The organism is Christiangramia pacifica (genome assembly GCF_057221535.1).
In genome coordinates this window covers 3,093,269-3,118,635 of sequence record NZ_CM170146.1, presented here as the reverse complement: position 1 = coordinate 3,118,635, position 25,367 = coordinate 3,093,269, and the positions used below count along the sequence as shown (strand labels likewise).

Sequence of the window (25,367 nt, the reverse complement as noted above, 5' to 3'; positions counted from 1 at the left end):
CAGTGAAGATGAGCGGGAATTTTTCTACTATTCTGATAGCTTGGTGGTGATTTTTGCCGTTGCTGATAGGGTTTTATGAACCGGACATTTATCTGCAATTTCCAGCAGTCTTTTCATCTGTTTTTCGTCTAATTCCCCCTTAATTGAAATCTCTCTTTCAAAATTGTCAATTTTAGCAGAATCTTTTTCACAATTTTCACAATCATCGGCGTGTTTTTTTGAATGGCTCACATGAGTTTCTACATTGATTACCGGCCATTTTTTCCTTCGGGCATACATCTGAATCGTCATGGAAGTACAGGCAGCCAGACCACTTGAAAGCAATTCATTCGGGCTCGGCCCCAGGTCACTTCCTCCAAATTTTAAGGGTTCATCAGCTACAAAATAATGTTTTCCAGCCACCATCTGGGTTGTGAAACCTTCAGCGCCTAAATTTGCCATAACCTCGTGGTCTGTTTCCAGTTCCGGAATATCTTTACGATCAATATATTTTCCAGCCCAGGCAGAGATAACTTCGCCAACATATTCCGAATCCTTTTTGGTGCTAAGCATATGATCTGCACCGTTCAGTGAGACAAAGCTTTTTGGATGCCAGGCAGCTCTGTATAATTCTTCGGCGTGATCTATAGAAACAATTTCATCTTGTGGAGAGTGCATTATCAATAACGCTTTTCTAATCTCTTTTAAGGCCGATTCTTTCTGGTTTTTTTCCAGATCTTCGATAAATTGCTTTTTGATCTTAAAACTTCTTCCTCCAATTTTAATATTGGCAAACCCCTCTCTTTCGATCTCGTCCAGACTGGATTCAAAATGTTTTTGAACGTGAGATAGGTTAGAAGGTGCATTGATAGTCACCATACACTTAATGGAATCGATTTTTCTGGAAGCGAATAGGGCAGCAGCTCCTCCCAGGGAGTGACCTATAATGATCGTTGGTGATTTATGTTCATTATCAAGAAAATCTGAAGCTGCTAGAAGATCTCCTACGTTACTGGTGAAATTTGAATCTGAAAAATCACCTTCACTTTCTCCCAAACCAGTAAAATCGAACCTTAAAACTCCAAAACCTTTTGAAGCCAGGCTTTTACTGATATTTGAGGGAGCGTGAAAATTTTTATTACAGGTAAAGCAATGTGCGAAAAGAATAAAATTTTCAGGTTCTCTATTTCCGGGTAATTCCAGAATACCCTTTAATTCTTTTCCTTCTGAATTTTTGAAACTCACTTCCGTCTTTTGCATAATTTCAATATTTTCAATTGAGTTTTACCGAATATAAGCCAAAAAAAAGCTGCCTGAAAAGGCAGCTCTATATTTTGATTGATTTTTGTTATAGTTGCTTGATTTTGATATTTCTATACCAAACCTTATCTCCATGATCCTGAAGTGCGATGTGACCTTTCTGAGTTGTTCCAAACCCTTCCCAGTCACTGAATTTTGATTTACTAACCATGTTTTTCCATTCCTCACCTTTTACTGGAAATTCGGTAACTCTTTTACCGTTTAATTCCACCCAACCTTCATTCGCCTCATAGTCTACATGAATGGTTTCTTCATTCCATTCACCTGCCGGTTTTGTAGCATCTTCGCTAGGAGGCACCATATCATAAAGAGCTCCTGCTGTACGATTAGGTCCGTTTTTAGCATCAGGATGTTTCTCATTATCTAATACCTGGATTTCAGGTCCCGTTAAATATGGCTCGTTATATTTTTCTTCTTCCTGAACAGCCCACATGATACCGCTATTTCCTCCTTCTGAAATTTTCCATTCCAGTGAAAGTTCAAAACTTTCGAATTCCTCTTTACTGATCAGGTTTTCGGTTTTTTCTCTTTCTCCTTGAGCAGGAGTGAAGGAAATCGCGCCATTTTCAACTTTCCATTGATCTGAAATTGAGTCTTTATTGAAAGCTTTCCAGCCATCAAGATTCTCTCCATTGAAAAGCTCCTGCCATTCATCCTGGGTTTCTTCTGAATTTGTCATTTCAGAATTTTCAACAACTTCAGTTTGTTCAGCTTCCTTGTTTTCATTTTTACAGGCGGTTAAAGCCAGAACAGAGCATCCTATTAATAGTATTTTTTTCATGATTGGTTTATTTAAGTCCTAAAATTCGTTTTAATTTATTTTCATCTATTTCAGATCCGGAGAAATCATCGAACCTTTTTTGAGTAGCTTCAATGATATTGCTCGCAATAAAAGGTGCTCCTTCTTTAGCACCCTGATCTGGCGATTTTATGCAGCATTCCCATTCCAAAACAGCCCATACATCACAGCCATATTCGGTTAATTTTGAAAATACAGTTTTAAAGTCAACCTGACCGTCACCGGGATGTCTGTATCTACCAGCCCTGTCTTTCCAGTCTCCGTAACCTCCGAACATACCTTTTTTTCCAGTTGGATTGAATTCCGCATCCTTTACATGAAACATTTTGATATAATAGTGATAGTGATCTATATATTCAATATAATCCAGCTGTTGTAAAACAAAGTGGCTGGGATCATAAAGAATGTTTACTCTTTTATGATTGTTGGTAGCCTCGAGGAAGCGTTCAAAAGTAACCCCGTCATGAAGATCTTCTCCAGGATGGATTTCATAACAAACATCCACGCCATTTTCGTCAAATTCGTTTAGAATTGGCATCCATCTTTTGGCAAGTTCGCTAAAGCCTAATTCCACAAGACCATCTGGTCTTTGTGGCCAGGGATGGGCAGTGTGCCATAGAAATGAACCACTAAAAGTTCCATGCACATCAAGTCCCAGATTGCGGCTCGCTTTTGCAGCAAATTTCAACTGATTGATGGCCCATTCGGTACGTTTTTTTGGATCATTTTTATAATCATCAGGCGCAAAATTATCGAACATGATATCGTAGGCCGGGTGAACGGCCACTAGCTGCCCTTGCAGGTGGGAACTGAGTTCAGTAATTTCTAGTCCGTAAGATTCTACTTTACCTTTAAGTTCATCACAATAAGTCTTACTATTTGCTGCTTTTTCAAGGTCTATAAGTCGTGTTTCCCAGGTTGGGATCTGAATTCCTTTATATCCCAGGCCTGAAGCCCATTTACATAAACCGTCAAGTGAATTGAACGGTTCTTTATCATCCATGAACTGGGCTAAAAATACAGCCGGTCCTTTGATAGTTTTCATCTTTTTATTCTTCTAGGTTAGTCCAAATATTCCCTTTCTTATGAGAATCCACGGTTTTTTCTATAAAGTTCATTCCGCGGAGCCCATCATTCAATTTAGGGTAAGCTCCTTCATGTTTCGTTGTATCCTTAATGGCCATGGCTACTCCATAATAAATATTTCCCATGGAATCAAAAATTCCTTCAGGATGTCCCGGTGGAAGTTTTGTGCCTTCAAGAGAAAATTCGCTATTGTATTCATGTCCAGGTTTTAGAACCTGTAAAGCCATTCCTTCCTTTAAAAGGTAAAGATAATTTGGATTTTCCTGTTCCCATTTTAAACCACCTTTATCCCCGTAGATCTGTACCGTAAAATTATTTTCTTCCCCGGTTGCGATCTGGCTTGCTCTAAGAACTCCTTTGATATTGTCCTGAAATCTTAAAAGAACAGTTCCATCGATATCCATTGGATTGTCTTCATACAGATAATTGAGATCTGCCAAAACTTTATCAACCTTCATTCCTGTAACATATTCGGCCATGTTATATGCGTGAGTCCCGATATCACCGATACAACAGCTGATTCCAGATTTTTCCGGATCCAGTCTCCAGGTTGCAGATCTTTTTTCCTTTTCATGAATCAAAGGATTTATCCATCCCTGGTAGTATTGCACATCTACTTTCTGAATCTTTCCGATCTCACCGTTCGCGATCATAGTTTTCATCTGCCTGATCATAGGGTAACCGGTATAAGTATAGGTAACTGCAAATATCGTATTTGCCTTCTTCTGAGTTTCGCTCAAAATCTTTGCCTCTTCATAAGTCGTGGTTAGAGGTTTTTCGCAAATAACATTGAATCCATTTTCCAGTAGCTGCTTTGCCATTGGAAAATGTAGAAAGTTCGGTGTTAATACTGAAACTGCCTGAATTCTCTCGTCTTCCGGAAGACTCAGTTCTTTTTCAACAAATTCGTCGAGATTCTTGTAGATCCTTGAACTGTCAAGTTGAAGTTTCTCTCCAAATTTCAGGCTTTTATCATGTTGAATGTCAAAGACACCACCAACAATTTCGAATTGATCAAACATATTCGCGGCAACCCTGTGCAGGATACCTATCAGTGAATCTTCTCCACCGCCTAAAATTCCGAGTTTTATTTTACTCATAAACTGTATTTTATATTTCTATATCTTTTTTATCGATTTTTTCATTTTTAAAGAACAATGCAAAAAGTAACATCACTAAAAATGCAAAACCTGCCGGATAGATCCAAATCGTTTCCCAGTCATGCATTTTTTCACCCGTTAGATATGCATTGGTGATTAGTCCCGCTACATAAAATCCAATTAACATCCCTACACCATAAGTAGCCAGTGTAATTAATCCCTGAGCAGAACTTTTATATTTTGAACCAGCTTTAAAGTCGGTATAAATTTGTCCTGAAACAAAGAAAAAGTCATAGCAAATTCCGTGAAGAGCAATTCCTGTGATCAGCATAAAGATCAATTCGCCTGAATCTCCGTAAGCAAATAATAAGTATCTCAGCGTCCATGCAACCATACCGGCGATGATGGTAAGTTTAAAGCCAAATCGCTTAAAGAAGAAGGGCAGAAGCAGCATGAATAATACTTCAGATGCCTGCCCGATGGTCATTAATCCAGTTGGATTATTTACACCTACTTCAGAAAGAAACGGATTTGTATTCTGATAATAAAATGCCAGTGGAATGCAAATTAGTACCGACGCAAGAAAGAACATCAAAAAGTTCTTATCCTTTAAAAGACTAAGTGCGTCCAATCCCAGGGTTTCCGTAATGCTAACTTTTTTAGATCTGTCTGCAGTTGGTGGAGTTTTAGGTAAAGTAAAACTGAATAATCCCAGAAATGCAGAAGCAATCGCAACCATTAAAAAGGTATATTTCAATAAACCTTCCTCACGGCCCTGAGCACCATCCCAGCTTAGCCAACTAATTACCAATCCAGCAACGATCCAACCAATAGTACCAAAGACACGGATATAAGAAAATTCCTTTGCCGGATCTTTCATCTGGTTAAAACTTACGGAATTCACTAAGGCAAGCGTAGGCATGTATGCAATCATGTAAGCAAGAACCAATGGATAGAATTCAGCGAATTCAAGGCTTTGATACATTAGATACATTAAAACTGCTCCAACTAAGTGAAGAATTCCCAAAATTCTTTCTGCATTGAAAAAACGATCGGCGATCATACCAACAATAAAAGGTGCTATGATTGCTCCCCAGGATTGAGTGGAAAAAGCCGTTGAAATCTGAACATCTGTGGCTTCAAGGTTATAGCCTAAGTAGGTTCCCAGTGTTACAAACCAACCTCCCCAAATGAAGAATTCCAGAAACATCATTAAGGAAAGTTGAAATCGTATAAGTTTACTCATGGTTTAAATATTGGTTTTATAATTGACTTCCGGCTTTTATTAAAAGATCTTTTGTGGCCATAATTCCTTTTTCTGGAGCTATATCTGTTCCTTCAAATTCAATTCCTATATAGCCATCATAACCACCGTCTTTGACTATTTGAAGCATTTTCTTGTAATCGATAAGCTCTTCATCTCCATTTTCGTTGAAAGTATAAGATTTAGCGCTCACTGCTTTTGCGTAAGGCATCATTTTTTCAACACCTTCATATCTTGGAAACTCTTCAACACATTCAGCATTCCATCTTGCGCCATCTTTTCTTTTTAGGCAGAAATTGCCAAAATCTGGTAATGTCCCGCAATTATCCATACCTACTTCTTTCATAACTTCTACCAGTAGATCTGCGTCTGAAGATAAATATCCATGATTTTCAACAAGGACATTCACACCTTTTGTTTGTGCATATTTTGAAAGTTTTTTAAGCGCGTCTACAGAGTTATTTTTCCATTCCTCTTTGTCATCGCTTCCAAAAAGATTTACACGAATAGAGTGACAACCTAAAAACTGAGCTGCATCTATCCATTTTTTATGCTTTTCTACAGATTCGTTTCTAACTACAGAATCGTTAACCGCGAGGTCACCTTCGCCATCGATCATCAATAGCAGGTTTTCAACATCATATTTTTCACTGTTTGCTTTCAAAGTATCCAGCAATTTTTTCATTTCAGCTTCAGGATCTTCGGCATCATTAACACGTGCTGCATAAAAACCGGTTACATATTCAATACCATCAAATCCCATTTCATTTGCTTTTTTGGCGAAATCCATAGGATCCAGTTCCCCGTTTTGAATAGACCTATGCAAAGACCATTCAGCCAGAGAGAGCTTGAAAAATAGGGAATCTGAAGAAGTTTCAGTGTTTTCAGCCTGCGCTACATCATCTTTTTTTTCAGCGTTTTGCTTACAAGATGTAAAGGATAGGGAAAACGCAATCAGGAATAGGAAGGGAATTGCCTTCAGTGATTTTAATTTCATTGTGAAAGGGTTAATTTTTTATTGGTGTTGTTGAAAAAATGAAAATTAAATGTAGCCTTTTTTTTAAAGATGTAAAATTATCCTCTGAAATTTATATATTTGGTAGACTTCGAGCTATTATTTCATCAATAAAATAAGGAATTGTGAGTAACTATTATGAAAATGACAATTACGACGCGATAGTTGTAGGTACAGGTATCAGCGGTGGTTGGGCAGCAAAGGAACTTTGCGAAAAAGGATTCAAGACTCTTGTGTTGGAAAGAGGAAGAATGGTAGAGCACGTTAAAGATTATCCTACCATGAACGATGACCCATGGGACTACAAGTTCAAGGGTCAGGTGACAAAAGAAGAAAAAAAGAGACAATTCAAACAGGCCAGGACCGGATATACTGTTTCTGAACCAAGCAAACACTGGTTCGTGGATGATATTAAACATCCTTATAATGAAACTAAAAGATTTGACTGGATGCGTGGTTATCACGTGGGTGGAAGATCTATTATGTGGGGAAGGCATAGTTATAGATTAAGTGATCTGGATTTTGAAGCGAATAAAAAGGATGGCCATGGAGTTGACTGGCCTATTAGATATAAAGATATAGCACCTTGGTATGATAAAGTAGAATCATATATAGGAGTATGTGGTGAAAAATTAGGATTAAGCCAGTTACCAGATGGCCAGTTTTTACCACCGATGGATCTTAACTGTGTTGAAGATTATTTCAGAGAAAGCATTGCCGAGAAATTTGATGGAAGAGTTATGACTTCAGGGAGAGTTGCTCATATCACCGGAGATAAAAAATTTGAAGGAAGATCTAAATGCCAGTTTAGAAACCGTTGTATTAGAGGATGTCCTTATGGTGGATATTTCAGTAGTAACTCTTCAACTTTGCCAGCTGCTGAAAGAACAGGCAATATGACCTTGAGACCAAATTCTGTAGTAAGTGAGGTTATCTATGATCCGGAAACTAAAAAAGCTACCGGTGTTAAGGTTATTGATGCAAATACCAAGGAAACTATGGAATTCAAAGCGAATGTAATTTTCCTTTGTGCTTCTGCAGTTGCTTCTACAAGTATATTAATGCAATCTAAGTCTGATAGATTTCCAGATGGAATGGGTAACGATTCGGGAGAATTAGGTCACAATGTGATGGACCATCATTTTAAAGCAGGGGCTTCAGGTAAATATGACGGATTCAAAGATTCATATTATAAAGGAAGAAAGCCAAATGGTATTTACCTACCAAGATTCAGAAACTTAAGTGATAGTGATAAGAATCTTGGATTTGTAAGAGGTTATGGATACCAGGGAGGTGCAAGTAGAGATAACTGGTCTGAAAGTATTGCAGAGGCTGCTTATGGGGCTGAATTGAAAAAAGCAGTTTCAGAACCAGGAGGATGGACCATGGGACTTATGGGATTTGGTGAAACTTTGCCTTATCATGAAAATAAGATGAGTCTTGATTATGATAAATTAGACGAATGGGGCTTACCAACGGTAACCTTTGATGCTGAGTTCAAAGAGAATGAACTTGAAATGCGTAAGGATATGATTTCCCAGGCGGTAGAAATGCTTGAAAAATCTGGATTTAAGGATGTTAATGGCTATGATGATATCGGAGCACCAGGTCTTGGTATTCACGAAATGGGAATGGCGAGAATGGGTAGAGATCCAAAAACATCTGTATTAAATGGCAATAACCAGGTTCACGAAGTACCTAATGTTTATGTGACAGATGGTGCCTTTATGACATCTGCCGGGTGCCAGAATCCATCGTTGACCTATATGGCAATGACTGCCAGAGCTGCAGATCACGCATCTAAGAATTTCAAAAAGTCTAATGCTTAAAATTTAGAAATCATGAAAAGGAGACAAGCCTTAAAAACTATAGGATTAGGAGCAGGAGTATTTATTGTGGGACCTTCCGCATTAAGCTTACTGCAAAGTTGTAAAAATGAGCCCGAATATGACTGGCAGCCAAGATTTTTATCTGCTTCACATGGATTTGCTTTGAAAAAGATATTAGACGTTATTTTACCCGCGACCGATACTCCGGGAGCGTCAGACCTTAATATTGCTCAGTTTATCGATTCATATATGGACGAGGTTGCCGGCGAAGAACAAAGCAAGCAATTTGAAAGATCTGCAGGAGCATTTTCAAGAGCTTTCAAGGCAGAATATGATAAAGAGCAGGAAGAAGGCGAAAAAGAAGATTTTGAAAATATTATCAAGAAATACCTGAAAGCCACCCCGGCTGAGAAAGAGAAATACGCTAAACGTAATACTGAAACCCAGGATGCTCAAGGTCCAGATACAGAAATGGAGATGGATGCAGACGCGGGAGCATTTGCTTATCTAACGGCTGTTAGAGGATTGGCGATCTGGGCGTGGAAAAATAGCGAAGAAGTAGGAGAAAATGTATTGTGGTATGATCCGGTTCCGGGTCAATATATCCCGTGTGGACCTGTTTCTGAATTAGGTAACGGAAAGGCGATGTCTCTCTAAAATGGCCGGAATTCCCAGTATTTGCGACACTTATCAACAATTGTGAGTAAATTTTATGATTTTATTGAATTATCAATAATTCCAAATTTATCACGGTAAAGTTGCGTTATTTTTAAGGTTTTTCAAATATTCATAAATATCTTATTGATTTTTATTTAAATATTAATCGCAAACGATTGAAATAATTAATTATTTAAAATCTATTTTGTTTTTTTAACAAATATTTATCTAAATTTAGCCTGCTCAGCGTAGTCTGAGTGATTCCAACTTAAACTTTATCTTATGAGAAAAATGATTTTCAGGAGCCTTTTGTTTATCGGAGCCCTTATTACCTTCGGTATGGCAAAAGCGCAAACTGTATCCGGAACAGTGACAGATGAGAGTGGTCCGCTGCCCGGTGCAACTGTTTCCATCAAGGGAACATCGACGGGTACCACTACAGATTTTGATGGTAATTATACCTTGAACAATGTTCCTTCAGATGCAACGCTGATGTTCAGTTTCGTAGGTTATGTTACCCAGGAAATTCAGGTTGATGGTAGATCTACCATTGATGTGAATCTGGCAACTGATGCATCAGAACTGGAAGAAGTGGTGTTAATTGGTTATGGTACCACCACAGTTAGAGATGCAACAGGTTCTGTATCTGCTGTTACCGCTGAAGAATTCAATAAGGGTAACATTGCATCGCCTGAAGAATTAATTCAGGGTAAAACTGCCGGTGTACAAATTACATCATCCAGTGGTGAGCCAGGAGGTGGTGTTGCATTAAGAATTAGGGGTACAACTTCTGTGCGTTCTAATAACAACCCTTTATTTGTAGTTGATGGTGTGCCTTTAGCAGGAGACGCAACTGCAGCTGGTTCTCCAGATTTAGGTGTTAGTGGAGGTTCATCTAAGAACCCACTAAACTTCTTGAACCCAAGCGATATTGAGAGCATCAGTATTCTTAAAGATGCTTCTGCAACCGCTATTTATGGTTCCAGAGGTGCGAATGGAGTTGTAATTATTCAAACAAAATCTGGTAGAGGAGCTCAGGGAAGTTCGTTTACTTATGATGGGTCTCTTAGTATTGCTGAGCCAGCAAATACTTATGACCTATTAGATAGAGATAGATTCCTTCAGGGAATTGAAGATCTTGGAGGTAATCCAGATGATGCTGATTTTGGTTCAAATACAGATTTCCAGGATGCTATTTTCAGAACAGCATTTTCTCAAAACCACAATGTTTCTTACATGAATAATTATAACACAGGAAACGTTAGACTTTCCTTAGGTTATAATAATATTGAAGGTATCATTGAAGAATCTGGTCTAGAAAGACTTACCGGTAGGTTAAATGCCAACCAGAGATTTTTAGATGACAAACTTAATTTAAGTTTACAGGCAACTTACTCTGTAGTAGAAGATTTAGCTGCAGCCATTGGTAACACCCCTGGTGCTTCCGGAGATTTACTTGCTGCAACTTATTATACAAACCCAACTTATCCTAATGATGTAGCATTCGATCCGGGAGGAGGGAACTTGAATCCTTTACAATTATTGTATTATACTGAGGATGTAACTGAGACAGATAGGATATTATTAAACGTATCTGCAGATTACGATATCCTTGAGAGCTTAAATGCCAAAGTTACTTTTGGTTACGATAATTCAAATTCAGAAAGAAATATTGCTTATTCCGGAGATATAGTAGGTTTAAGTAATGGGGTTCCTGGGAACGGTAGAAGTGCTTTAGATGATCTTGAAGCTACGAATACGCTTCTGGAATTCGTTCTGAACTATAACAAGGAATTTGATAACTCAACATTCTCTGCATTAGCTGGTTATTCTTACCAGAAATTTGACAGACAGGGAACTTATGGATCTGGATTTGGTTTTACATCTAGAAACACGGGAGAAATAATCGATACTTTCAGAGGAGATTTTAACGCCATCCAACAAAGTTTAGGTGGAACTAATTATCAAACTTTTGGAGTAGGACCTAATAATTCAAATTTCACAGGTCTGTTTCCAAATATTCAGAATAATGTAGCGTTCAATGCTCCAAATATCAACTCTACGTCAGTTGTAGGTGGATTTTACGACAACTACGATGAATTACAGTCTTTCTTCACAAGATTGAACTATTCATTGATGGATAAATACCTATTCACTTTCACTATGAGAGCTGATGGTTCTTCAAAATTTGGTCCTGATAATGAGTATGGATATTTCCCTTCAGGAGCCTTTGCATGGAAGATGGATCAGGAAGATTTTATGCCAGATGCATTCTCTACTCTTAAGTTGAGACTAAGCTACGGTGTTACTGGTAACCAGGACGGTTTAGGATATGGTAACTTTACTATCCGTACGATCGCTAACGGTTACGGGATTGATAATGGTGGAAACGTGAACGGTGGTGGTACTGCAAGAGCAGGTTTCCCTGAGCCAGGATTACAGTGGGAGTCAACCTCGCAAGCTAACCTTGGATTCGATTTCGGATTTATGAGTGACAGACTTTCTGGTAGTTTCGATATTTATCGTAAGAACACAAAAGATCTTCTTTTATTAACTCAGAATGCTCAGCCTAGTCCTGCGCCGACTTCATTTACAAACATTGACGGGAATTTGATAAACCAAGGTATTGAATTCGCTATTGATTATGATATTTTCAATACTGAAGACTTCTTCTGGAATTTCGGATTTAATATCGCGTACAATGATAATGAGCTTCAGGATTTTGATGGACAGATTGAAAGTGCTCAGATTTCTGGTCAGGGTCTAACAGGAGCCTTCGCTCAACTATTAGTTGGAGGTAGACCTCTGTATTCTTACTACTTAAGAGAATTCGCTGGATATGACGCTAACGGAATTTCTATATATCCAAATGGGGATGCTCAGGAATTTGTAGATAAAAGCGCTTTACCAACGACTAACATTGGTATTAATACTAGAGCAGAGTATAAAAACTGGGATGCATCCTTATTCTTTGCAGGACAGTATGGATTCTATGTTTACAATAACACTGCTAACGCCTTGTTCACTGCTGGTAACTTGAATACTGGTAGAAATGTGACTGAAGATGTTCTTACAAGTGGTGAATCAAGATTGAACGCACCGGATGTATCAACAAGATTCCTTGAAAAAGGTGATTTCTTAAGATTACAGAACGCTAGTCTTGGTTATACTTTTGATCTGGGAGAAAATTCATTTTTGGATAACTTGAGACTTTATGTGAATGGTCAGAACCTGTTATTATTTACTGATTATAGTGGTTTAGATCCTGAAGTGAGTACTTCTACTGCTCTAAATGGGGTTCCTACTGCAGGTATAGATAACACAGCTTATCCTAGACCAAGAACTTATACTTTCGGTATAAATGCAAAATTTTAAAAAAATGAAAATGAAAAATAATAGATTTAATATAATCCTACTAGGTCTTGCACTTTCTCTTGGAGCGTGTACGGATTTGGATATTGAAGAAACCGATTCCAAGATTGCCAATCAAACTGGTGAATTTACTGGAGTTGCTGATGTTGAGGGTGCCTTGACTTCTGTTTATAACAGTGTTCGTGGGCAGATGGAAAACCAGGAGAACCTTTATTCTTTACAGGAAGTAAGTACAGACGAATTACTGGTTCCTACAAGAGGAACAGACTGGGGAGATAACGGTTTATGGAGACTTGTGCACGAGCATACCTGGTCTCCAATTCATCCACACGTAAGAAATGTTTGGAATGAACAAAACCAGAACGTTTTTAATACGACAGAGATCATTGACTCTAGAAGCCAGGCATCTCCTTCTCAAGAGGCAGAAGCAAGATTCTTAAGAGCCTTAAGTATGTTCTGGGTAATGGATCTTTATGGACAGGTGCCATTTAGAGAAGTTGACGAAGGTATCGAGATTAACCCTAGAGTATTAAGCAGACAGGAAGCTTTTGATTTTATAGAAAATGATTTACTAACTGCATTGAATGATCTTCCAGATCCTTCACCAATGGATAGTGAATTAAATTTTGCTTCTCAGGCAGCTGCTCATCATCTACTGGCTAAACTTTATCTAAACAAGCACATTTATTACGGAACAGAATCTGCAAGTAGCGCAGATATGCAATTGGTAATTGATAATGTGAATGCATTAGAAGATAAAGGATTCGGTTTAGTTGAAGGTTACTTTGACATTTTCGCTCCGGCTTTGGATAATGAAACAATTTTCTTTACTACTTCAAGTGTTGGTAACAATATTTGGAATGGATTACACTACAACCAAAATGCTCCTGATAACACTGGAGGTGGTTGGAATGGATTTACAACCTTGGCCGAATTTTATGATTCTTTCGAAGGAGATCCGAATACCAACTTTGTTGGAGACGGACAGGAAGAAAGACGTGGATTTGTTCCTGATGAAACTACAGCTGACGATGAGAATTTCGGAATTGGATATGGTTTCCTAGTTGGACAGCAGTATGATGACGATGGTTCCAAACTTAAAACTAGACAGAATACAGATCTGGTATTTTCTAAGGAATTACCTGGATTGGTTGGTAACACTGAAAGTACAGGTATACGAGTTATTAAGTATCACCCTACTAACGGATCTTTTGCCAATCACAAAATTGTATTTCGTTTTTCAGATGCTTACTTAATGAAAGCTGAAGCAATGATGAGAATGGGAGACGACGCAACAGGAATGGTAAACCAACTTAGAGAATTGAGAAAAGCTTCTCCTTTATCAAGTGTTTCTGAAGAAGATCTACTAGCAGAAAGAGGGCGTGAGCTTTATGGAGAGTACTGGAGAAGAAATGATCTAATTAGATTTGGAGCTTTTACAGATACTTGGCAGTTTAAGGATAATACGGAAGAGTTTAGAACTCTGTTCCCAATTCCTTCATCAGCAATTATTTCCAACCCTAATCTTACACAGAACCCGGGTTACTAATATTTAAATTTTGTTTGAAAAAAGAGGGCTAATTTTAGCCCTCTTTTTTTGTTATAGATTTGTTAAGATTTTTTATCTTTCCATTTATTGCCACAAGTGATTTTAATATGAAAACAGCCATCTGGCTAATATCTTATCTACTTATAATTTTCTGCATTTCAGGTTGTGAAAAGAAAAAAACGCTTTTTCAAAAACTTGAAATTTCACAAACAGGAATTGATTTCAGCAATAAGCTTAAGCAGGATCCAGATTTTAATATTCTTACTTATCTATACTATTATAATGGAGCAGGAGTGGCTGCGGCAGATTATAATGGAGACGGGTTGGTAGATCTGTATTTCGTTTCGAACATGGAATCTGATAAATTGTATCTGAACAAATCAAATTTTCAGTTTAAAGATGTCACAGAACTTTCTAATATAGATAACTCAACTGGTTGGTCAACTGGAGTGAGTAATGTAGATATTAATAACGATGGCAGAATAGATCTTTATATTTCTAAGGTTTCTGGAAATAACGAACTTACCGGGCATAATTTGCTTTATGTGAACGTAGGAAATGATCAGGATGGAAATCCCCGGTTTGAAGAGCGTTCAAAAGAGTTCGGACTTGATTTCAGCGGGTTTTCAACACAATCTGCTTTTCTGGATTACGATCTTGATGGTGATCTTGATATGTTTCTTTTAAATCATTCCATTCATCCCAATAAGAACTATGGTCGGGGAAATAAAAGGGAAATTTTTGATCCATTATCTGGAGACAGGTTGTTCGAAAATAGACAGGGTGAATTTATTGACGTTTCTAAAAAGTCTGGAATATTTCAGGGTGTTACAGGCTACGGTCTGGGAGTGTCTGTGGGGGACTTGAATAATGACTCATATCCTGATATATATGTTGGAAATGATTTTTTTGAAAATGATTATGTCTATATCAACCAGCAAGACGGAACATTTAAAGAATTGAATTCAGCCAATCATGAAAATCTGGGACATACTTCTCATTATTCAATGGGAAATGAAATTGCTGATATCAATAATGATGGCTGGCTGGATATAATTTCCTTGGATATGCTTCCGGAAGATCTTGAAACCTATAAGACTTCGGGGCTTGAATACCCTTTTCAAACCTATTCTAATTATTTAAGAAATGGGTTTGCTCCGCAATACATGCAAAATACATTGCACCTGAATCGTGGAAATCTTAACTTTTCAGAAACTGCATTTTTAAGTGGCATCGCCGCAACCGAATGGTCATGGAGTCCTTTATTTGCTGATCTTGATAATGACGGTTTCAAAGATCTGTTTATTACTAATGGTATTAAAGGAGCTACTAATAATATGGATTACATCAAATTTATTTCTACTGATGAGATCCAAAAACAACTAAGCAAGGGCGAAAAAGTTGACCTTGCCAGGTTGACAAAACAATTACCGGAGAAAAAAGTTCAGAACTATATTTTTAAAAATAAAGGTGATCAAAGTTTTCAGGATATTTCTGAAAAATGGTTGCCGGCAGAAGATTCTTTCAGCCATGGTAGTGTTTATGCTGACCTCGATAATGATGGAGATCTGGATCTGGTTACCAATAATACCGATCAAGCGGCATTTATTTTAAGAAATGATTCTACTTCAGATAATAATTACATCACTATTGAATTAACTGGCTCTGAAAATAATAAACTTGGGATTGGGGCCAGAGTCGTGGTTTATGCAGGGCATGAAATACAAACACAGGAGCAATATTTAACCAGGGGCTATCTTTCCTCGGTTGCTTCAGGCTTACATTTTGGTTTGGGTGAGAAATCAAAGATAGATTCGATCAGTGTGAAATGGAATGATGGCAAAATTTCATTGCTAAAAGATGTTGCTGTCAACCAAAGGATCAAAATAGATCATAATAAATCAACTCAGAGAAGCAAAGCTGTCAAATCGAAAGAAAATCTTATTCAAAAAATAGATTCTGTATTTTCTTATGTTCATACGGAACAGAATTCACTGGATTTCAATCGCCAGATATTAAGTCCGTTTGCCTATTCAAACCTGAGTCCAAAAGTTGCTGTGGCCGATCTTAATAATGATGGTTTGGATGATGTTATTTTTGGTGGCGGAAAAACACAACCATTGCAGATCTATTATCAGAATAATAATGGGTCTTTTACTTTGAATGAAAACCAAGCTTTTAATGATCAGGCGATTTCAGAAGATACAGATCAGCTTATTTTTGATGCGAATAATGACGGTTTAGAGGATATTCTGGTAGTTAGCGGCGGAAATGAATTTAAAAAAGGAAAAGCCTTAAGGCCGAGGTTATATCTAAATTCTACTACCGGATTCGAATTAGATCAGAATAATTTCCAAAATACGGAATTGAATGCCTCCAGCGTAAGTGCTTCCGATATGGATTTTGATGGAGATTTGGATATTCTTATAACCTCTACCATCAAACCAGGAGAATTTGGGATGGAAGCAACACATTTTCTTTTCAGAAATGATAATGGGGAATTTACAGATGTTTCCAAAGAGTATATTTCAGATCTAAATGGAATTATTCAGAATGTGATCTGGATAGATTTCAATGGTGACGGCTACGAAGACATTATTACAGCGGGACATTGGTCTGCACCCTCGATCTATTTGAATGAAAAAGGGCGATCTTTTAAATTGATGACCTCAAATCTAGAAGATGAAAAAGGCTGGTGGAATGATATTTCAGTTGCAGATTATGATAATGATGGTGATCTGGATTTTGTAGCCGCTAATTGGGGATTGAACACCAGGCTAAACGCTTCAGCTGAACAGCCTGTAAAAATCTATATTAATGACTTTGACGATAATGGTACTTCAGAACCAATTCTCACCTATTATTATAAAGATAAAGAGACGGTTTTTGCTTCAAAAGATGAACTGGATCAGCAAATGCCATTTCTAAAGAAAAAGTATACCACTTACGGCGATTTTGCCAAAGCTAACTTTCAGCAGATTTTTCCGGAAGATAAGATTGAAAATTCTGTAAAAAAGGAAATAACCGAACTTGCATCCTGCTATTTTGAAAATACAGGTAACGGGAATTTTAGAAAGCATGTTTTACCTTTTGAAGTCCAGGCTTCCCAGGTTTTTAGTATCGCTAATTTAGATGCAAATAATGATGGTTTCATGGATCTTCTTTTAGTAGGAAATAACTATGAAATTAGCACTCAAATAGGTAGATTAGACGCATCTCATGGTGTTCTTCTAATCAATGATGGAAAAGGATATTTCAATATTTCTAATGAGCTTCCAGACATTCCGGGCGCTTCCAGGGACATTGAAAAACTTTGTATAGATGGGAAAAAACATATTATTATTACCAGAAATGGTGATAGCCCTATAGTTTTAAAAATTAATAATGAAACGCATGAATAGAACCGGAAAGATCTTCAAGGTTTTAGGGATTTTTAGTTTAGCTATGATCACTTCCTGTAATTCTGATGATAAGAAAGAACAGCAGGAGGAGAATTCAGGTTACGTAAGAAAGGAAAATACTTTGTTTACTGAAATGTTACCGGAGGAAACAGGTATAGATTTTATTAATGAAGTGAAGAATGAGCCTGATTTCAATATTTTTAAATACAGGAACTTTTATAACGGAGGAGGTGTAGCCATTGGCGATATCAATAATGACGGACTTCCTGATATCTATCTTACCGCTAATAAAAAGCCAAATAAACTCTATCTGAACAAAGGTAATTTTCAGTTTGAAGATATTAGTAAATCTGCCGGGGTGGAAGGAAACAAACCATGGTCTACAGGTGTGAACATGGTTGATATAAATCAGGATGGTCTTCTGGATATCTACGTGAGCAACGCAGGGAATATGGAAGGCGATAATCACGACAACGATCTTTACATCAATAATGGCGACCTTACTTTTACGGAAAAAGCAAAAGAATATAACCTTGCTGAAACAGGATTCAGCACGCATGCCTCCTTTTTTGATTACGACAAAGACGGCGACCTGGACGCCTATATTTTGAATAACTCTAATATTCCTGTTAGTAGTCTGGGTTTCGCAGAACAACGTAATGTGAGAGCGCAGGATTGGGAAGGCGTCCCAAAGATTTTCCGTGGAGTGGGAGATATGTTGTTGAGAAATGATGGAGGTAAATTTACCGATGTGAGCGAAGATGCCGGGATTTATGGAAGTTTGATCGGCTTCGGTCTTGGTGTCATGGTTAGTGATTTCAATAATGATTTGTATCCCGATATCTATGTTTCAAACGATTTTTATGAAAGGGACTACCTGTATATTAATAACCAGGACGGGACTTTTACTGAAGAGATCGAAAAATGGACACAGCATTTGTGTCTTTCAGCCATGGGCGTGGATATGGCCGATATCAATAATGACGGTTTTGCTGATATTTTCATTACTGATATGCTTCCGGACACTGAAGAAAGAACGAAATCTGTAATGGAGTTTGAAGGCTATAACGTATTTAAATTGAAGCAGAGCAAAGATTTTTATCAGCAATATATTCATAACACACTGCAGTTAAATAACGGAAATAATACATTTTCTGAGATCGCTCATTTTAGCGGAGTTGAAAGTACAGACTGGAGTTGGGCAGGTTTGATCTTCGATATGGATAACGACGGAAATCGAGATATTTTTGTCACCAATGGGATCAATCACGACCTTACAGATCTTGATTTTGTGGAATTCTTTGCCAATGAGATCATTCAGAAAATGGCCTTAACCGGAAAGAAAGAGGCAATAGATTCCATTATCAATAAAATGCCGGTAACACCGCTTCCAAATTATGCTTTTCAAAATCAAGGAAATCTGAAATTCAGCAATAAGGCAGAAGAATGGGGATTAGGAATGCCGAGTCTCTCTAATGGTTGTGCCTATGGAGACCTCGATAACGACGGAGATCTTGACCTTGTGGTGAATAACGTTAATATGAAATCTTTCATATACCGCAATAATTCGGAAAAGAAAGAAGCCAGTAATTATTTGAGAATAAAACTGAAAGGTAGCGAAAAGAACAAGTTTGGAATTGGAACCGTAATCAAACTGTTTATTGGGGGTAAGGTTTTGCTTCAGGATGAAAATCCTTCAAGAGGATTTCAATCATCTATGGATTACGTTCTGAGTATGGGACTGGGAGATGATGATAATATTGATTCCTTGAGGGTGATCTGGCCTGATAAAGCTACTCAGAAGTTAGAAGATATAAAGGCGAATCAAACCTTAACTTTGAATCATTCAGATGCTACAGAAATCTATAAAGTGCCCGAAGAGCCCAAGGTTCAAACTTTACTTACAGAGCGTTCCAATGATAGTTTTGAAGAACATACTGAGAATTCATATACCGATTTCGACTTTGAAGGGATGATCTATAAGAAGCTGAGTCAGGAAGGGCCTGCGATGGCAGTTGGAGATATTAACAATGACGGGAATGAAGATGTGTTCATCGGCGGTGCAAAAAAGCAGGCCGGGACGATCTATCTAAATCGGGGGAATGGTAATTTGAGAAAAACAGATCAGCCATCATTGAATGAAGATTTAATGTTTGAGGATACCGCGGCCGAATTTTTTGATGCCGATGGTGATGGAGATCTGGATCTAATGGTTGGATCCGGTGGAAATGAAGTAGGTGAGGCGCCAAATTATAAACCAAGACTTTATATAAATGACGGTAAGGGGAAGTTTTCTCCTCATTCAAAGCCAATTCCTTCCGTAGACCAGAATGTCGCTACGATCGCTTCTTACGATTTTGATAATGATGGAGACATAGATGTTTTTATAGGCTCGAGAAGTGTAGCCGTAAATTTCGGACTTGATCCCAAACATTTATTTCTTGAAAATAAAGGAAATGGTGAGTTTGTAAATTCCACAGAACGTATAGCTTATGATGTGAAGTATGCTGGAATGATCACAGACGCGACCTGGGAAGATATGGATGGAGACGGCAAAAAAGATCTTATTACAGTTTCAGACTGGGGAGCCCCGCATATTTACCTGAATTCGGGTAGAAGATTAAGCCTTCTGAAAAATGAATTAGACCAATATACCGGTTGGTGGAACACAGTGGAAGCTGCAGATCTTGATAATGATGGTGATATGGATCTTGTTCTAGGTAATAAAGGTAGTAATCTTGCTTATCAAACTTCAGTTGAAAATCCTGTAAAAATGTGGGTGAACGATTATGACGATAACGGAACTATCGAACAATTTGTAACCCTTCAGAGAGATGGAAAAGATTATCCTTTACACATGAAAAAGGAGATGATTTCTCAGCTGGTATTTTTAAAAAAAGAAAATCTCAAAGCTTCAGAATATGCCAAAAAAACTATCCAGGAACTTATTCCGAAGAAAAAAATAGAGAACGCTATCGTTAAAGAAGCTACCATTTCTGAAACGGTCATCGCTATTAATGACGGAAACAGTTCATTTGAGATCAAGAAATTACCAGGTAGAGTGCAATTTTCCTGTGTTTGTGGTATTTCCTGTACTGATGTAAATAATGACGGAAATCTTGACCTGGTGATGGGAGGAAATGATTTTGAATTCAAACCCCAGTTTTCCAGGCTTGATGCTGGTTATGGAAATGTTCTTCTTGGAGATGGAGAAATGAATTTTGAATGGCAGGACTTTGATAAAAGCGGTTTTACCATAAGAGATGAGATCAAATTCCTGAAAACCATCCAGGACAAGACTGGAAAAACCTTTTTAATTGCGGCTATTAACGATAAAAAACCCCGAATTTTTGAAGTTAGTAAATAATACACTCTATTTCTTATTGATTCTTCTGGTCACTGCATCATGTAAAAAAGAGGAGCCCGGAAAGTCTGAAGAAAATGAAAAGTTTTTCAGTAATCCCGACTCCGAAGTTTCCGGACTGGATTTTCAAAATACCCTGAAAGACACCAGAGACCAGAATATACTGGATTACCTTTATTTCTATAATGGTGGTGGCGTTAGTATTGGCGATATCAATAATGATGGTTTACCAGATATTTATTTCACCGGAAATCAGGTTAAGAATAAACTGTTTTTAAATAAAGGGAATCTCAAATTTGAAGATATTACCGAGAAAGCAGGAGTTGCCGGGGAAAGCACGTGGAATACAGGTACTACCATGGCAGATGTTAATGGTGATGGCTATTTGGATATTTATGTTTCTGCCGTTGTGGGTGTGAATGGTTTTCGAGGCCATAACGAACTTTTCATAAATAATGGAAATTCGACTTTTACCGAAAGTTCTGCGGAATATGGTTTGGATATGGACAGCTACTCTTCACAAGCAGCTTTTTTCGATTTTGACAATGATGGTGATCTGGATGTATATATTTTAAATCACGCAGTGCATACCAGTGAATCTTTTGGTCCTTCAAACATCAGGAATAACAGGGTGTATGAAAGTGGAGATAAGCTTCTGATGAATGAAAATGGTAAATTTATAGACATTAGTGAAAAAGCCGGAATTTATGGTGGTGCCAATTCCTATGGATTAGGTCTTACCACTGCAGATTTTAATAATGACGGTTTTACTGATATTTACATCGGTAATGATTTTCACGAGGATGATTACTATTACGTTAATAATGGCGACGGAACTTTTACAGAAGGTTTAAAAGATAATTTTGGTCATACTTCCAGGTTTTCTATGGGTAATGATGCAGCAGATCTTAATAATGACGGGTATGTAGACCTGATAACTCTGGATATGCTACCAGAGGACGAGAAAATACTGAAATCATCTGCGGGCGATGATAACGTGAACCTGGATCGGTTTAGAATTCAAAAATTAGGTTATCATCCACAGTATACCCGGAATATGCTTCAGATGAATAAAGGCGGGCAATATTTTGCTGAAACGGCACTAATGAGTGGTGTAGCGGCGACAGACTGGAGCTGGGGACCTTTATTTGCAGATTATGATCAGGATGGATTTCAGGACCTTTTCATAAGTAATGGTATTCCTAAAAGGCCAAATGACCTGGACTACGTCAAATATACCTCCAACGAAGAAATTCAGAACAAACTGGATAAAACCACGCTGGTAGATAATGAAGTTCTGAATAAAATGCCTTCAGGAGCGGTGACTAATTATATTTTCCAGGGCGAAGGGACGGGGAAATTCAAAAACAGGTCTAAAGACTGGATAAGAAATGATTCAATTATCTCAACGGGAGTTGCTTATGGTGATCTTGATAACGATGGTGATCTTGATATTGTAACTAACAATATCAATAGTAAGGCCAGCATTTATGTAAATGATTATTCCGAAGGAGATTTTATAAAACTGAATATAAAGGCTGATTCCAGCAATACTTTTGGAATTGGTTCTAAAGCGATTCTTTATACAACTGGAGGAAAGCAAATAAGGCAACTGTATACTACAAAATCTTACCAGTCTTCTTCAGAGCCGATCGTGCATTTTGGGTTTAAGAAAAGTGTTCAATTGGATAGTCTTTCGGTTATATGGCCTGATGGAAAAATTCAAACAATTCTAAAACCAGAAAGAAACCGCAGCATATTATTCGAAGAAAAAAACGCAAAAGATTCTGTGGATTATGGCAGGTTATTTAAGGTTGAAAACAACAAGTGGTTTAGGAAGATAGATTCTGATTTTGGTATTACTTATGAGCATGAAGAAAATGTGTATAATGATTTTGATATGCAAAAGCTCATTCCACACCAAATGTCTGATCTGGGCCCTTCCGTTAAAGTAGCTGATCTGAATAATGATGGGAAGGATGATATAGTTTTCGGCGCTTCGAGATTTAAACCAGCTCAAATCTATATTCAGAAAAATAATTCGTTTGAAAAACAGCAAAATTTCATACCTGCCAGGGATTCTCTAGCCGAAGATCAAAGTATCGCAGTTGCAGATTTTAATGCAGACGGAAAGCAGGACTTGTTTTTTGCTTCAGGAGGAGGAGAATCTGTGGGCCGTAATGAATGGTTGCTGGACAGATTATATTACGGTGAAGAAACAACATTTAAGAAGGATTCAGCACTTCCTAAAATATATTCCAATTCTTCAGTTATTAAAACTGCAGATTACGACAACGATGGGGATATGGATATTCTGGTGGGAAGTAATTCCCAGAACTATAATTACGGAGCAATCCCGAAGTCTTATTTGCTTCAAAATAATAATGGCAACTTCAGTCTGGTTCAGGAAGAACTGTTTGATAGCCTAGGAATGATCAATGATTTGATCTTTACAGATATTGATGGCGATAAGGACCTGGATATTCTAGCTGTAGGAGAATGGATGGCTCCGGTGATTCTGGAAAATTCCTCCGGTAAATTTACCAGAAATGGAAATCTTATTCAGAATAAGAAACTGAACGGTCTCTGGCAAAAGGTAATTGAAGCAGATATAGACCATGATGGAGATATGGATTACTTGTTGGGAAATTGGGGCTTAAATTCTAAACTGAAAGCTTCTGTGGAAAATCCCATGCGCATGTACTACAAGGATTTTGATAATAATGGTCTAACTGAAACTCTTATAGCTACCGAGAAAAATGGCAATTATTATTTCCTCTACGGATTGGATGAAATGGCTTCTCAGCTTAGCCAGATGCTACGAAAAAGATTTACACAGTATAAAGATTTTGCCGGTAAAAAAATTGACGAAATACTTACGAAAGAGGAACTAAATTCAGCCGAATTATTTGAGGTTCATACCCTTGCCAGCGGATATCTTGAAAATACTGGTAGCGGTTATAATTTTAAAGAGCTTCCAAGAGAATTACAGTCGGCACCGTTAAGAGCGATGTTAAATTATGATTTTAATAAAGACGGTAAAAAAGAAGTTCTATTTGGCGGTAATTATTTTGGCGTGACGCCGTACCATGGAAGGTTTGATGCATTAGGCGGAATCATTATGTTAAACGAAAATAAAATTCTTGATTCTGATGAAATTCATTTAAATTTATCACAAAAATCTGTTAAAGATTTTTCTATTATTGAAATTGACAAGAAACCTTATTTAATCGTAACCATAAATAATTCGAAAATTGAAATCTATGAATTCGATTTTTAGCCATAGATCTATAATCACAATGTTAATTGCTTTTTCCTTATTATCCTGTAATAAGGATAATAAGATAGTAGTTACGGCTGATGATTTTCATGCCGCAAATGACAATGTGAGCAAAACCATGGTTCATGATATTTTTTCACCTCCTGTGGCTAGTAGGGTTTATGCATATTCCAATATTGCCGCCTACGAGGTGATGGCTCAATTCGATGAAAATTACAATAGTCTTGCAGGTCAACTAACCAACTTTGAAGAAACACCTGCTCCAGATACTGAAGGAATAATTCCTGAAGCGGCGGCCATAGTGGCATTTTATGATATTGGTACTGGTCTGGTTTTTTCAGAAGATAGAATAAGCATTAAACGTGACAGCCTTTTCAATAAATGGAAAAATATAGACGAGGAATCTTTTAATGTTTCCGAGGCCTATGGTAAAAAGGTCGCAGCCCATATTAAAAACTGGATGAAGCAGGATAATTATGCGGAAACGCGTACGATGCCTAAATTTTCTATCCAAACAGATGATGAAAGTCGCTGGCAGCCAACTCCGCCATCTTATATGGATGGTATTGAGCCGCACTGGATGAAGATCCGCCCGTTTGTAATTGATAGCGCAAACCAATTTAAACCTGCTCCGCCGCCAGAATTTTCTATGGAAGAAGGTTCCAAGTTTCATAATGAATTGATGGAGGTTTATAACATCAGAGAAAAGATCGCCAAAGACGAGGAAAACAGCGAAGAAATGGCCATTGCTAAATTTTGGGATTGTAATCCATATGTTTCTATTTTACGTGGACATCTTATGTTTGCTACTAAAAAGATCACTCCAGGTGGGCATTGGATGGGAATTGTGAAAATAGCCTGTAAAAAGGATAATGCTGATTTTAATAAATCTGTCTATGCTTACTCTAAAACAGCCATAGCTATTGCTGATGGTTTTATAAGTTGCTGGGATGAAAAATATCGCAGTAATCTGGTGAGACCAGAGACCTTGATCAATAAATATGTTGATGAGAACTGGAGTTCTGTTCTTCAAACTCCACCTTTTCCGGAATACACCAGCGGACATTCGGTAATTTCTGGTGCAGCTGCTACAGCTTTAACCGATATTTTCGGAGATGACTTTTCCTTTGAAGATGATACCGAAGTTGATTATGGTTTACCGGTGAGAAATTTTGAATCTTTCAATGCTGCCTCAAGAGAAGCTGCCAACAGTAGATTATATGGCGGTATTCATTATCGTTCGGCGATAGAGGTAGGTTTGGTGCAGGGTAAAGACCTTGGAGGATTTGTGGTAAACAGTCTGAAAATGCACAAAAAGCCGCAGGATTCTAAAGTTGCTTCCAACTAAATTC

At 37.6% G+C, this 25,367-nt stretch carries 14 protein-coding genes; 8 read left to right on the top strand and 6 right to left on the bottom strand.

All coding sequences use genetic code 11. The features are described from left to right. Positions 1–27: 27 nt before the first annotated feature. The 6 genes from AC2S94_RS14290 to AC2S94_RS14265 form a co-directional block, all read right to left on the bottom strand. Positions 28–1,239, bottom strand: a complete 1,212-nt coding sequence (locus AC2S94_RS14290) for a bifunctional alpha/beta hydrolase/OsmC family protein (RefSeq protein WP_484629228.1) — start codon at positions 1,237–1,239, stop codon at positions 28–30. Between the two features lie 88 nt (positions 1,240–1,327). Next, complete coding sequence (locus AC2S94_RS14285) at positions 1,328–2,080, bottom strand: 3-keto-disaccharide hydrolase (RefSeq protein WP_484629227.1); 753 nt, start codon at positions 2,078–2,080, stop codon at positions 1,328–1,330. Positions 2,081–2,087: 7 nt separating this feature from the next. Continuing rightward, entirely contained in the window at positions 2,088–3,143 is a 1,056-nt protein-coding gene (locus tag AC2S94_RS14280) for a sugar phosphate isomerase/epimerase family protein (RefSeq protein WP_484629226.1), read from the bottom strand. Positions 3,144–3,147: 4 nt separating this feature from the next. After that, positions 3,148–4,284 carry a Gfo/Idh/MocA family protein gene (locus AC2S94_RS14275; protein WP_484629225.1) on the bottom strand — a complete coding sequence of 379 codons (1,137 nt, stop codon included), beginning with the start codon at positions 4,282–4,284 and terminating at the stop codon, positions 3,148–3,150. Between the two features lie 10 nt (positions 4,285–4,294). Continuing rightward, positions 4,295–5,530, bottom strand: coding sequence for a nucleoside permease (locus tag AC2S94_RS14270; protein ID WP_484629224.1), 1,236 nt, complete (start codon positions 5,528–5,530; stop codon positions 4,295–4,297). A 16-nt stretch (positions 5,531–5,546) separates the two neighbouring features. Further along, positions 5,547–6,545 carry a sugar phosphate isomerase/epimerase family protein gene (locus tag AC2S94_RS14265; protein WP_484629223.1) on the bottom strand — a complete coding sequence of 333 codons (999 nt, stop codon included), beginning with the start codon at positions 6,543–6,545 and terminating at the stop codon, positions 5,547–5,549. Between the two features lie 143 nt (positions 6,546–6,688). On the opposite strand from AC2S94_RS14265, the gene AC2S94_RS14260 reads away from it, so the two are divergent. From AC2S94_RS14260 to AC2S94_RS14225, 8 genes are all read left to right on the top strand, one after another. Next, positions 6,689–8,392, top strand: a complete 1,704-nt coding sequence (locus AC2S94_RS14260; protein WP_484629222.1) for a GMC oxidoreductase — start codon at positions 6,689–6,691, stop codon at positions 8,390–8,392. Between the two features lie 12 nt (positions 8,393–8,404). Further along, the gene (locus AC2S94_RS14255; RefSeq protein WP_484629221.1) at positions 8,405–9,049 is read left to right on the top strand and encodes a gluconate 2-dehydrogenase subunit 3 family protein; all 645 of its coding nucleotides are present in this window, start codon (positions 8,405–8,407) and stop codon (positions 9,047–9,049) included. Positions 9,050–9,331: 282 nt separating this feature from the next. Beyond that, positions 9,332–12,424 (top strand): SusC/RagA family TonB-linked outer membrane protein, encoded by a 3,093-nt coding sequence (locus AC2S94_RS14250; protein WP_484629220.1) that lies wholly within the window; start codon positions 9,332–9,334, stop codon positions 12,422–12,424. A 10-nt stretch (positions 12,425–12,434) separates the two neighbouring features. Beyond that, positions 12,435–13,970: a RagB/SusD family nutrient uptake outer membrane protein gene (locus AC2S94_RS14245; protein WP_484629219.1), complete on the top strand. Its 1,536-nt coding sequence runs from the start codon at positions 12,435–12,437 to the stop codon at positions 13,968–13,970. Between the two features lie 107 nt (positions 13,971–14,077). Continuing rightward, entirely contained in the window at positions 14,078–17,371 is a 3,294-nt protein-coding gene (locus AC2S94_RS14240; RefSeq protein WP_484629218.1) for a VCBS repeat-containing protein, read from the top strand. Beyond that, a complete protein-coding gene (locus AC2S94_RS14235) occupies positions 17,355–20,738 on the top strand; it encodes a VCBS repeat-containing protein (protein ID WP_484629217.1) in 3,384 nt (1,127 codons plus the stop codon). The genes AC2S94_RS14240 and AC2S94_RS14235 overlap by 17 nt, the downstream gene beginning before the upstream one ends. Then, positions 20,722–24,015: a VCBS repeat-containing protein gene (locus tag AC2S94_RS14230; protein ID WP_484629216.1), complete on the top strand. Its 3,294-nt coding sequence runs from the start codon at positions 20,722–20,724 to the stop codon at positions 24,013–24,015. The genes AC2S94_RS14235 and AC2S94_RS14230 overlap by 17 nt, the downstream gene beginning before the upstream one ends. Next, the gene (locus AC2S94_RS14225; RefSeq protein WP_484629215.1) at positions 23,999–25,363 is read left to right on the top strand and encodes a vanadium-dependent haloperoxidase; all 1,365 of its coding nucleotides are present in this window, start codon (positions 23,999–24,001) and stop codon (positions 25,361–25,363) included. Before AC2S94_RS14230 ends, AC2S94_RS14225 begins: the two co-directional genes overlap by 17 nt. The last annotated feature ends 4 nt before the right edge of the window (positions 25,364–25,367 follow it).

Bases quoted from the DNA above. Each gene is read 5' to 3' on its own strand.
- AC2S94_RS14275 (WP_484629225.1), bottom strand. From the start codon at position 4,284: ATGAGTAAAATAAAACTCGGAATTTTAGGCGGTGGAGAAGATTCACTG.
- AC2S94_RS14240 (WP_484629218.1), top strand. From the start codon at position 14,078: ATGAAAACAGCCATCTGGCTAATATCTTATCTACTTATAATTTTCTGC.
- AC2S94_RS14280 (WP_484629226.1), bottom strand. From the start codon at position 3,143: ATGAAAACTATCAAAGGACCGGCTGTATTTTTAGCCCAGTTCATGGAT.
- AC2S94_RS14250 (WP_484629220.1), top strand. From the start codon at position 9,332: ATGAGAAAAATGATTTTCAGGAGCCTTTTGTTTATCGGAGCCCTTATT.
- AC2S94_RS14285 (WP_484629227.1), bottom strand. From the start codon at position 2,080: ATGAAAAAAATACTATTAATAGGATGCTCTGTTCTGGCTTTAACCGCC.
- AC2S94_RS14255 (WP_484629221.1), top strand. From the start codon at position 8,405: ATGAAAAGGAGACAAGCCTTAAAAACTATAGGATTAGGAGCAGGAGTA.
- AC2S94_RS14225 (WP_484629215.1), top strand. From the start codon at position 23,999: ATGAATTCGATTTTTAGCCATAGATCTATAATCACAATGTTAATTGCT.
- AC2S94_RS14265 (WP_484629223.1), bottom strand. From the start codon at position 6,545: ATGAAATTAAAATCACTGAAGGCAATTCCCTTCCTATTCCTGATTGCG.
- AC2S94_RS14235 (WP_484629217.1), top strand. From the start codon at position 17,355: ATGAAACGCATGAATAGAACCGGAAAGATCTTCAAGGTTTTAGGGATT.
- AC2S94_RS14290 (WP_484629228.1), bottom strand. From the start codon at position 1,239: ATGCAAAAGACGGAAGTGAGTTTCAAAAATTCAGAAGGAAAAGAATTA.
- AC2S94_RS14245 (WP_484629219.1), top strand. From the start codon at position 12,435: ATGAAAAATAATAGATTTAATATAATCCTACTAGGTCTTGCACTTTCT.
- AC2S94_RS14270 (WP_484629224.1), bottom strand. From the start codon at position 5,530: ATGAGTAAACTTATACGATTTCAACTTTCCTTAATGATGTTTCTGGAA.